The 11,736-nt window shown below is 34.9% G+C and carries 8 protein-coding genes; 6 read left to right on the forward strand and 2 right to left on the reverse strand.

The window, feature by feature from the left end; genetic code table 11:
- Positions 1-24 precede the first annotated feature (24 nt).
- The 6 genes from CUU59_RS02715 (at position 25) to CUU59_RS02740 (ending at position 8,068) form a co-directional block, all read left to right on the forward strand.
- On the forward strand, positions 25-375 hold the full coding sequence (locus CUU59_RS02715) for a type II toxin-antitoxin system PemK/MazF family toxin (protein WP_146036074.1): 351 nt from the start codon (positions 25-27) through the stop codon (positions 373-375).
- Positions 375-1,313 carry a GNAT family N-acetyltransferase gene (locus tag CUU59_RS02720; protein ID WP_099950480.1) on the forward strand — a complete coding sequence of 313 codons (939 nt, stop codon included), beginning with the start codon at positions 375-377 and terminating at the stop codon, positions 1,311-1,313. The genes CUU59_RS02715 and CUU59_RS02720 overlap by 1 nt, the downstream gene beginning before the upstream one ends.
- Complete coding sequence (csaB, locus tag CUU59_RS02725) at positions 1,313-3,517, forward strand: polysaccharide pyruvyl transferase CsaB (protein ID WP_169922832.1); 2,205 nt, start codon at positions 1,313-1,315, stop codon at positions 3,515-3,517. The genes CUU59_RS02720 and csaB overlap by 1 nt, the downstream gene beginning before the upstream one ends.
- Positions 3,504-4,244, forward strand: a complete 741-nt coding sequence (locus tag CUU59_RS02730) for a WecB/TagA/CpsF family glycosyltransferase (RefSeq protein WP_099950482.1) — start codon at positions 3,504-3,506, stop codon at positions 4,242-4,244. Before csaB ends, CUU59_RS02730 begins: the two co-directional genes overlap by 14 nt.
- Complete coding sequence (gene tkt, locus CUU59_RS02735; RefSeq protein WP_099950483.1) at positions 4,241-6,196, forward strand: transketolase; 1,956 nt, start codon at positions 4,241-4,243, stop codon at positions 6,194-6,196. Before CUU59_RS02730 ends, tkt begins: the two co-directional genes overlap by 4 nt.
- Positions 6,197-6,334: 138 nt before the next feature.
- Complete coding sequence (locus CUU59_RS02740) at positions 6,335-8,068, forward strand: catalase (protein WP_425432805.1); 1,734 nt, start codon at positions 6,335-6,337, stop codon at positions 8,066-8,068.
- Positions 8,069-8,163: 95 nt separating this feature from the next.
- Here the strand turns inward: CUU59_RS02740 and CUU59_RS02745 are convergent, their stop codons facing one another.
- The gene (locus CUU59_RS02745) at positions 8,164-9,912 is read right to left on the reverse strand and encodes an ABC transporter ATP-binding protein (protein ID WP_099950484.1); all 1,749 of its coding nucleotides are present in this window, start codon (positions 9,910-9,912) and stop codon (positions 8,164-8,166) included.
- A complete protein-coding gene (locus CUU59_RS02750) occupies positions 9,905-11,623 on the reverse strand; it encodes an ABC transporter ATP-binding protein (RefSeq protein ID WP_099950485.1) in 1,719 nt (572 codons plus the stop codon). Before CUU59_RS02750 ends, CUU59_RS02745 begins: the two co-directional genes overlap by 8 nt.
- Between the last annotated feature and the right edge of the window lie 113 nt (positions 11,624-11,736).

Here is an 11,736-nt window from a genome sequence, read left to right on the forward strand (position 1 = left end):
GCCCCAAAACAAAATAGGGAGAAAATTACTATATTGAGGGGAGATTTATTTTATGCTGACCTTTCTCCAGTTATTGGTAGCGAGCAGGGTGGAGTTCGACCTGTTGTAATAATACAAAACGACATTGGAAATAAATTCTCTCCAACTACTATTGTGGCGGCTATTACATCTGTAAAAAACAAATCTAGTATGCCTACCCACGTAAATGTTGGCAAGGATGTTGGGGGTCTTCCAAAGGATTCAGTTATTCTCTTGGAGCAGATTAGAACTATTGACAAAAGGCGTTTAAGAGAAAAAATTGGAAGGATGACCGATGCAAAGATGAAAGAAATTGATAAGGCTTTGGGAATAAGCGTCCACTTGCAGGAGGACTAATGGAAGATAAATATATTGAATTTTTGTCAGAAAATACTGGGATAAAAAATAAAGAAGATATTTTAAGCAAATACCAAGAAGAATCTAAATTTAGAACTTATTGTGAAGATGATAAGATCATTGGTTTTGTTGGAGTAAATATTCGTGATTTAAATTACAGGGCCAAGGAATATAAATCTACTTTTATTGCTGATTCTAATGTTATCAAAGACAGAAGAAGAGAGGGCATATATACAAATTTATATAGGGAATTTGAAGATCAAGTAAAAAATGAACTTATGTATGCATTACCCCTTCAGTATGAACTTATAAACTTGGTCGATAAGCAAGATTATAAAATTGTTGGAGAGGTCAATGCTTATGCAAAGATTCTAGATCCGTCCAATGTAACTTCTAATGGAATTTTTACATTTGTAGCCAAGATAATAAATTCAATTTCAAATTTAAGGACCAAAAAAATTACTTATTCAGGCTTTGACCTTAAGGATGAACTGGACTTAAACCAAGTTGATGTACTCTTTGATAAAGTCAAGTCTGATTATGGATTTATGGCTAAGAGATCTGGAGAATGGATTTCAAATAGGATAAATAATAGACCTAATTATAAATTTATTTCTACTTACAAGGATGGCATAGAAGGATATATAATTTATAAGGAGATAGACAAGGCTGATATAAAATACTATATGGTAATGGATATTTTATATACTAGTGAAGAAGCTTTAGAATCTATGTATGATCACTTTTTAAAGAAAGCTAAAGATGAAAAGGTTAATTTGATTGGCATTTGGAAAAATCCAAAGACTTCAAAATTAATTAAGAATAAGAGTTTTCAAAATGCAAAGAGCTCATTTCCGCTTGTGGTAAAGAGTGGTTTATCTGAGGCCTTGAACATCGAAGAATGGTATTTACAACCTATCGAGGGGGAAACTTATTAATGATTAAAGTACTTCACCTTATTAGCGGTGGCGATACAGGTGGTGCAAAAACGCATATTATGACCCTACTTAATGAGATACAAAATCACATTGACGTTAGGCTGGGAGTATTTTTTAAAGACGTATTCTTGGATGAAGCCAAGGACTTAGGGTTATCTACTGTTGTTTTTGAACAAAAGAGTAGATTTGATTTGAGTGTCGTTAATGATATAGTTGAATATGTTAATAAAGAGGGAATAGACTTGGTGCATTGCCATGGGGCAAGGGCTAATTTTATTGCCTTTTTTTTGATGAAGAAATTAAAGCATGTTAAATTTTTATCGACTGTTCACTCAGATCCAAGATTGGATTTTAAGGGAAATTTTTATAAGCAATTGATTTTTAAAAATTTAAATACCTTTGCTCTAAAACGTTTTAAAAATTATGTAGCTGTCAGTGATGATTTTAAAAACATGCTCCTCAATCGTGGGTTTTCCAAGAAAAATATTGACGTTGTCTACAATGGAATAAATCTTGAGGCCAAAGATAAATTTGTACCCAAAGAAGAGTTTTTAGACAGGTATAATATTCGCCATGATGGAATTAAAATCGGAATTCTTGCAAGGCTTGATGAGGTTAAAGACCACAGGACTTTTATTAGGGCAGCTGAAGAATTTTTAAAAGAGGCTGATGCTGACTTTTTAATAGGTGGTAGCGGCGGGCTAATGGACGAGCTCAAAAAAATGACAGAAGATCTTAGAATATCAGACCGAGTTCATTTTTTGGGCGAGGTTAAAGATCCGTTTTCATTTATCAACGCCATAGATATAAATGTTTTATCGAGTTTATCAGAAAGTTTCCCTTATGTTATATTGGAGGGTGCTAAGTATTCCAAGCCCATGGTTGCGACTCATGTGGGAGGCGTTCCAAAGGTAGTAATCGATGATTATAGCGGATACACTTATGAGCCTGGCGATTATAAAAAATTAAGCGAACGCTTGCTTGACTTGGCTCAAAATGACGACAAAAGAATTCAATATGGGAAAAATCTCCATGAAATAGTTTTGAATAAATACAGCAGCCATAGCATGTCTAGAATGCAGTTGGATATTTACAATAAGATTTTATTTGGCAAAACTATTGTGCTGTCGGGCTTTTATGGCTTTGATAACCAAGGCGATGACGCGATTCTTGAAGCTATAGTTGGCGAACTAAAAAGAAGAGACAAAACTCTTCGTTTAAGAGTTTTATCCAACAATCCAAACAAGACTCGTGAGGTCTACGATGTCGATGCAGTATATAGGTTTAACCCTTTTGTTGTGGGATCAACAATAAAGAAAGGAGACATGCTCATATCTGGAGGAGGCAGTTTGCTTCAAGACGTTACGAGTTCACGGTCTCTCTGGTATTATTTATATGTAATCTCTGTTGCAAAACGCAAGAATAAAAAAGTTTGTATCTATGCCAATGGAGTTGGCCCAATAAATGGGAAATTCAATAGAAAGCTTACTAAAAAAGTTTTAAAGGATGTTGACTTAATTACATTAAGAGACGATGATTCGGCTAAGTACTTGGAAGAAATTGGAATAGCCAAAGATAAATGTCTGGTAAGGTCCGATCCAGTTTTCTTACTTAAAGAAAATACAGATGAGGCAGAGAAAATATTATCAGATATAAATATTAATGGTGAATTTATCGTTGTAAATTTGAGGCCATGGAATGATGATGAGAAAATGATAGATCAGATGGCCTTTGCTATAAATAAACTCATGAGTGAAGGCCACAAGATTTTGCTCATACCAATGCATATGTCCAAGGATACTCCAATATTAAAGCGACTTGAGGATAAATGTCAGAATGAAAACCTTTATTCTTACTATGAAGATATGAGCGTCACTACGCTTATGGGGATTTTTTCTAAGGCTCAGATGGTTCTAGCCATGAGACTTCACGGTGTGATTTATTCTGCGGCAGTTCATACAAAGCCACTGGCTATAAGTTATGACCCAAAAGTAAAAAGCTTTATGGAGAGCATTGACTCAGATTATATTATAGATATAAATGATATTGATGGGCAAAAAGTTTACCAAGAAATAAAAAAATGCTTAGCAGATAAAGGTTATTTAAATAATATAGAAAATAAAGACGAAGAAAGAAAGGAATTAGCAAGATTAAATGCGATTGAAGCACTTGACTTGCTAAAGGATATGAATGAGAAAAATTAATGTGCTTGGTGTAAAATTTTCGGATATCAATGACCATGAACTTGACGAAATTTTAAGGTCAAATATGACCGGGTCCAATAATTTTAAGATAATCACACCAAACCCAGAGATTGTTATGAGGGCCAAAAAGGACAAGAAACTTATAGAACTTATAAATAGTGCTGGCCTCGTACTAAAAGATGGAGTTGGGATTGTAATTGCCCAAAAGATTGCCGGCATAGAAGGTGAGGGCAGACAAACTGGCTTTGATACTCTAAAGAAAATTTTATCAATAGCAGATGAAAAGGCTTTGGATATTTATATAGTTGGGGCAAAACAAGAAACTCTGGACCAGGCAATAGAAAATATAAAAAAAGATTATAAAAATTTAAATATAGTGGGGGCCCATAATGGGTATTTTGAATTAAATTCGCCCCAAGAGCAAGAAATTTTAAAGGATATAGAAAATAAAAAACCGCACTTAGTTGTTTCTGCAATGGGTTTTCCCAAGCAAGAATATTTTATATCAAAATTAGATGGACTAACTTCAATGTCAATAGGCGTTGGAGGAAGCTTAGATGTAATTAGTGGAAATTTAAAACGGGCACCAAAATGGGTACAAAAAATTGGCATGGAATGGTTTTATAGATTATTAAAAGAACCATCCAGAATTAAAAGACAGTTAGTAATACCACATTTTTTAATAAAAGTAGTGACTAATAAAAAATCTATAAGGGAGGAATTATGAACAACATTGATAATCTTACAATTAATACGCTGAGAATGCTTTCTGTCGATATGATTGGCAAAGCAAACTCTGGACACCCAGGCTTACCGCTTGGAGCAGCACCTATGGCTTATGCTTTATTTAAAGATCATTTAAAATTTAATCCAAACAAACCTCATTGGTCAAATAGGGACAGGTTTGTTTTATCAGCAGGACACGGATCAGCACTCTTGTATAGCTTGCTTCATGTCTTTGGCTTTGAACTAAGCATGGATGATTTAAAAGATTTTAGACAATTAAATTCAAAGACACCAGGTCACCCAGAATACGGCCACACATTAGGAGTTGACGCTACATCTGGACCTCTTGGTCAAGGACTTGCCATGGCTGTTGGCATGGCACTAGCAGAAGCTCATCTCCACGATACATTTAAAGGAGCAAACAATCCTGTAGACCATTACACATACGCTCTAGTAGGAGACGGATGTTTGATGGAAGGCATTAGCCACGAAGCAGCAAGTTTTGCAGGCTCCCATAAGTTAGGAAAATTAATTGTCCTTTACGATTCAAATAATATTACAATTGATGGGTCAACTGATATTACATTTGCTGACGACACACTAAAGAGATTTGAAGCTTATGGCTGGCATACTCAAAAGCTGGAAGACGGCACAGACATCGAAGCTATTTCAAAAGCTATTAGCAAGGCCAAAGAAGATGACAGGCCTTCATTAATAGAAATTAAAACTGTTATTGGTTTTGGTGCAGGAAGTGTAGAAGGCAAAAATAAAAGTCATGGGGCTCCACTAAAAGAAGATGACTACAAGATTTTAAAAGAAAGACTCGGTTGGAACTACGAATCCTTTACTGTTCCTCAAGAAGTGAAAGACCATGTAAAGGCCATTATTGATGAAAAAGTAAAGGCCTATGATGAATATAAGGCAAGTTTGAACGAATTAAAGACAGAAAATTCAGAAAGATACGAAAAATTTGTTAAATTTATCCACACAGAGAAAGATGTTGACTTAAGTTCTTTGATGGATAAGGAGGAAAAAATTGCGACTAGGGCAGCAAGTGGTAAGGCAATTCAAGAAGTTGCAAAACAAGTTCAAAGTTTGGTTGGTGGCTCAGCTGACTTAGCTGGTTCAAATAATACTACTATTGATGGCCAAGGATTTATTTCAAAAGACGATTACAGTCCACGCAATATTCACTTTGGTATTCGTGAATTTGCAATGGCTGCTATATCAAACGGCATGGCCTTGCACGGAGGCGTTCGCCCATATTGCGCAACCTTCTTTGTCTTTAGTGACTATATGAAAGCAGCTATGAGACTCTCAGCTCTTATGGATGTTCCTGTTGTTTATGTACTAACTCACGACTCAATAGGGGTTGGAGAAGACGGACCAACCCATCAACCTATAGAACAACTTGCAATGTTAAGAAGTCTGCCAAACTTTACAACAATTCGTCCAGCAGACTACAACGAAACAATCGTTGCATGGGAAGTCGCAATTAAAAATCATAAGCCAACTGCACTTGTATTAACAAGACAAGGCTTACCAACACTTGATATAAATGCAAAAGACCTTGTAAAGGGCGCATACATTGCTAAAAAAGAAGATGAAAAGCTTGATGCAATTGTAATTGCGACTGGATCTGAACTCTCAATAGCAATGGACGCAGCAAAGGAATTGGAGGCCTATGGAATTGGCACAAGAGTAGTCAGCATGCCTTCATGGGATCTATTTGAAGATCAAACAGATGAGTACAAACTCTCAGTTTTGCCAAAGGATACACCAAAAGTATCTGTTGAAGCACTATCCACATTTGGCTGGGATAAGTACACTCAAGGTGGAATAAAGTTAGGCATGGTTTCATTTGGAGCAAGCGGCAAGGGCGGAGATTTATTTGAACACTTCAAAATAAATTCAAAGGCAATTGTAGATGCAGTTAAAAAATCAGTTAAATAAAACAAATAAAAGACTTCAAATACGTTTTTGTATTTGAAGTCTTTTGTATTTAAATTATAAAAATGCTTTAAAATTTTTTTATAGGGTATAAAACAAGTGATAGCTTTACTATACTGAATTAATTTAAAGGAGGGAATTATGACAAAGAAAAAAGACGAAAAAGAAAAAATGGAAATGAAAAAAGATCCAATGAGTAAAAACAATTTAGGAGATCATCTTTCAAGTAGAAATGATACCAAAGGAAAGAATCCCAAATTGACAAAGGCATCTGGAGCTCCGATTGAAAATAATCAAGATTCAATGACAGCAGGTCCAAGAGGTCCAATTGTATTTGAAGACACTTGGCTATTTGAAAAGAATGCTCACTTTAACAGAGAGGTTATTCCTGAAAGAAGAATGCACGCCAAAGGTTCAGGAGCTTTTGGCACATTTACTGTTACAAAAGATATTACTAAGTACACTAAGGCAAAGATTTTTTCAGAAGTTGGGAAGAAAACAGAAATGTTTGCTAGATTTTCTTTGGTTGCAGGTGAAAGAGGGTATGCAGATGCAGATAGAGATATAAGGGGATTTGCTTTAAAATTTTATACTGAAGAGGGCAACTGGGATATGGTTGGAAATAACACTCCAGTCTTTTTCTTTAGAGATCCGATGAAATTTATTGATTTAAACCATGTTGTTAAGAGAGACCCAAAGAACAACATGAGAAGCTCTAATAGCAACTGGGATTTTTGGTCATCCTTACCTGAATCATTGTTACAAGTTACAATTACCATGAGCGACAGGGGGATCCCATCATCTTATAGGTATATGCACGGCTTTGGTTCACACACTTATTCATTAATTAATGAAAAAAATGAACGCACATGGGTTAAATTCCATTTTAGATCTGAGCAAGGCATACAAAATCTAACAGATCAAGAAGCTGAAAAAGTTAAAGGAATGGATCCAGATTCTCATCAACGAGATTTATTTGAAGCTATAGAAAAAGGCGAATATCCAAAGTGGAAAATGTATATTCAAGTTATGAGTGAGAAGGAAGCTGATGAATCAGAAGTTAATCCTTTTGACCTTACTAAGATGTGGCTTAAAAAAGACCATCCATTTATAGAGGTTGGCGAATTTGAATTAAATAAAAATCCTGAAAACTATTTTCAAGATGTTGAACAGTCTGCTTTTAGTCCAGGAAATATAGTCCCAGGAATTGGATATTCACCAGACAGGATGCTGCAAGCCAGAATTTTAATGTATGGGGATGCCCAAAGATATAGACTTGGTATTAATCACAATCAAATTCCTGTAAATTTTCCTAGGGGAATGGATCCAAAAGATTATCATCCTTGGCATAGAGATGGTAAAATGAGGGTAGATGGAAACCTAGGTGGAGAAAATAATTATGAGCCGAATTCATATGGTAATTGGACTGAAAATGAAAGAGGCTACGAACCTAAGCAAGCAGGTGGAGATGCTTATAGGTACGATTTTAGAGAAGATGATAGTGACTACTTTACACAAACGGGTCTCTTATATAATGCTATGACAGAAGACCAAAAACAAGTATTATGCGAAAATACAGCAAGACATATGAAAGATACAACTCTACAAATTAAACATAGGTGGATTAGCCACTGTTACAGGGCTGATAAAGATTATGGAGAGAGGCTAGCAGAAGCATTAGGAATTGATATAAAAGATGTTGTCATTGAAAACTCCAAGAGAGACTCTAGAGAAAAAAATTACAAGGCAAACAATGCTCACCCAGAATTGGATAAACCGACTGAAGATTTATCAATGAAAGATTGGAAAGAAATCAAAACAGATTACGATCCAAAGAAATTTGTAGATCCTATGGATGATCCATACGTATTATAATAAATAAAAATAGCCCAGTTAAGGGCTATTTTTTGGTTTAAGTGAAAAACTTTAATTTTTAATAGATACTATGAATTAATGTTGAGCTAAACTCTTTACGACTGAGCTTGAACGAGTTCGTAATATTTTCCATGCATTTCCATTAGCTCATCATGGCTGCCGGATTCAATAATTTTGCCAGAGTCGATTACAATTATTGAGTCACAATTTTTAATGGTTGAAAGCCTGTGGGCGACTATAAATGAAGTTCTATTTGCCATCAGGGCCTCAAGGCCTTTTTGTATATGTTGTTCAGTTTCTGTATCGATTGACGCGGTTGCTTCATCCAAAACTAATATACTTGGGTCCCTGATGATAGTCCTTGCGAAGTTTACGATTTGTTTTTCCCCGAGACTTAGGCCACCGTCTTCTCCGAGGAGGTTGGTGTCCAGACCATCTTTTAATTTACTTAAAATAGATTCTCCACCACTTTTTATTAGGGCCGCTTTAATTTCTTGGTCAGTATAATCATCGCCAAGCGTTATATTGTATCGTAAGCTACCTTTAAAAAGGATAGGATCTTGGAGGACAAGAGCCATGTGTTTTCTTAAATCAGCAGTCCTTATATTTTGGATGTCTTGATCGTCTATTAATATTTGACCCTTGTAAGGGCTATAAAATTTAAACAAAAGAGAAATGATAGAGCTTTTGCCAGAGCCTGTGCTGCCGACAATAGCAGTAGAAGAACCGGGTTCTCTCTTGAAATTAATATCTTGTAACACAGGACTGTCTTCGATGTATTCGTGGTATACATTTTTAAATTCCACTTGGCCTTTTATATTATTAATTGCAATGAATCCATCATCTTCTTGTTCTTCTAAGAGGATTGTATTGATATGCTCAAGGCTGCTCATGCCCTTTTCAAAAACATTTAGCCTGTTCATAAGTCTGGTCAGATATGCATATATCTGTGAAGTATACTGGATTAAAATCAGTATATATCCTACAGTAAAAGTAGTGTTTCCCCTTAGGTTACTCATACCTGCAAAATATAAAATTGCAATTATGCTCATGAGTCTAAGCATGTCCGTAATGTTATATGAAAAGAAGGAGTCAAACAATTCGATTTTTTTACCATATGTGTACAGCTCTTTGTTCTTATCAACAAACTCTTCTTCAACAGGTTCGCAAACTGCGTAAGCCTGTATGATATTTGCTCCCTTTATTATCTCATTTAAATCGGAGGTTATAGTCGATTTTATTTTTCGGTATTTAATATTTAGATTTGATTGGTACTTGTTGTAGCTTAAAATTGTGAAGATAAATATTGGAATTGGTACAAGCACAATGTACAGGGCTTTTGGATTTGTAAAGCTAATATAAACAATGCTACCTATTAAATAAAAGACAGCGTTTACAACAGTTGTAAATCCTATATAAAATAGTTGCTTGAATTCGTTTATATCACTTGTAGTTCGACTTGTAATTTTACCAACAGGTGTCTTGTCAAAAAATGGCATAGGAAGGTTTACTATGTGTTTAAATAAATCCCTTCTCAAGATATAGGCAATCTTGTTAGAAGTCTTTTTATAATGATGGATGAGTACATATTGCATTAACCCAAACATAAGATTCATAAATAAATAGAAAGCTGACATCCAGAGGAATCTCTGTAAATCTATAATGCCGATTGTTGGAGAGATTTCATTGTCTATAATATTTTTTAAAATTATTGGCAGGTAGATATTTAAAAGCATAAATCCAGTGGATAAAAACACACCAATAATAAGCTCTTTTTTTATTTTGCCTGACAAATTAAAAAGAAGGCGGATGGTACTTTTGCTATATTTTTCTTTTTTACTCATGGTCCACCTCCTGCAAGTGATATTGGTCGCTAAACCAACCTCCACTTGAAATCAGGTCTTCAAATTTGCCACGTTCAGAAATTTGTCCATTATCAAGCACAATTATTTCGTCAGCATCTTTGACTACAGAAAGCCTGTGTGAGCTGATAATAATTGTAGTATTTGGAAAATTATTTGCAAGATTTTCGGAAATTTCTTTTTCTGTATTGTTGTCAACAGCAGATAGGACATCATCTAGTATCAAAAGCTCTGGATCTAAAAGCACAGCCCTAGCTAGAGAAACTCTTTGCTTTTGTCCACCAGACAAAGTGATGCCCATTTCTCCACACTGAGTGTCTATTCCATCTGCAAAAGATGAAAGGTCATTTCTAAAAGCTGCTATATCAATAGCCTTATTATAATCGCCGTTTCTGTAAAACAAAATATTATCTTTAACAGATTTTGAAAACAAGAAGTGTTCTTGAGGGACATAGCCAATGTTCTTTCTATAAGAATCCAGATTAATATCCATAATATTATTGCCATTAATTAGCATAGATCCTTCAAAGTCATCATACTCTGCAACAATTTGGCTAAGAAGCGTAGATTTACCAGATCCAGTCTTACCAACAAGACCAATTTTTTGACCAGCTTTGATGGAAAGGTTAATATCCTTAAGAGCATAGGACTCAGCATTAGGATATTTAAAAGAATAGTCTTTCATTTGGATTTCATCAATACTTTTTATAACAACAGGATCAGAAGTTTTTTCTCTTTCCTTATAATTAAGAACCTCATCAACTCTCCTTAAAGAAATTGACCCGCTCTTTGAAACCGTAATTAAATCGGCAACTGCGTAGGCAGGCCAATCGAGTTCTTGCAAGAGCATGGAGTGGGTTATGAGTTCGCCAAGGGTAATCTTGCCCTTGCTAATAAGAAAGCCCCCGACTATGATACTTAGAATTGCAAAGAAAGACATTATTCCATTTACAACTGGTACATAGAGGTTTTCAATATTATTTACTTCTAGCTCCTTGTCGTTATTTATTAAAACTTTTTCTAAGAATTCATTTAGCCGCCTACTTTTTGTATCAAAGGCTTTTATAGCTTTTATAGCCGTAAAACTTTCCAGGGCGTGTTCGTTCATTGCATCTTGCGTTTCAAGTGACTGGTCATATTTGCCATCTAGCTTCTTTGAAATTTGCACGACTACATAAATCATTATAGGAAGGGCAGTAAGTGCAATTAAAAATAGCCATGGGCTGATGGTGGCCATAGTTATAAAATAAATTATTGGCAGAAGCACCCCCTCGGTTGTGGTCATGATTCCATAAGAAGCGACGGTCGCTATTGCATCGGCATCAGATGTTGCCTTGGTAATAATATTTGATGCATTATATTTAATAAAAAATGGTGGATTTTGTCTAATAGATTTTTTTAAAAGCTGAACTCTTACACTTGCGTCTACAAAATAATAATTTCTAAAAATAACATAATTATAATACGCGTCCAAGAAGTAAGTTGAAACAAGCATAAAAATAAGCCAAAAAATTGACCACATTAAAGAATCATATTCAAGTGAGCCTGCCTTAATGGCATCTGTTATATTTCCTGTAAATGTCGCGGGGAGTATTGCAAGACCGCCAGAAATTATACAAAAAGTTACAGCGATAAAGACGGAGGCCTTGTGACTACCTATTAAATTGAAATATCTTTTAAGTGTTTTAATCATAAATCCTCTCTAAATAAATAAAAATCATATAAATGTATTTTAACATATTTAAAGAAGATATAAAAGAGCAGATTGGCTATAAATTCAAGATTTAATTTAAATGTAATAATGGT

The sequence above is a fragment of the Ezakiella peruensis genome, assembly GCF_900215725.1.
Lineage (GTDB): Bacteria > Bacillota > Clostridia > Tissierellales > Peptoniphilaceae > Ezakiella > Ezakiella peruensis.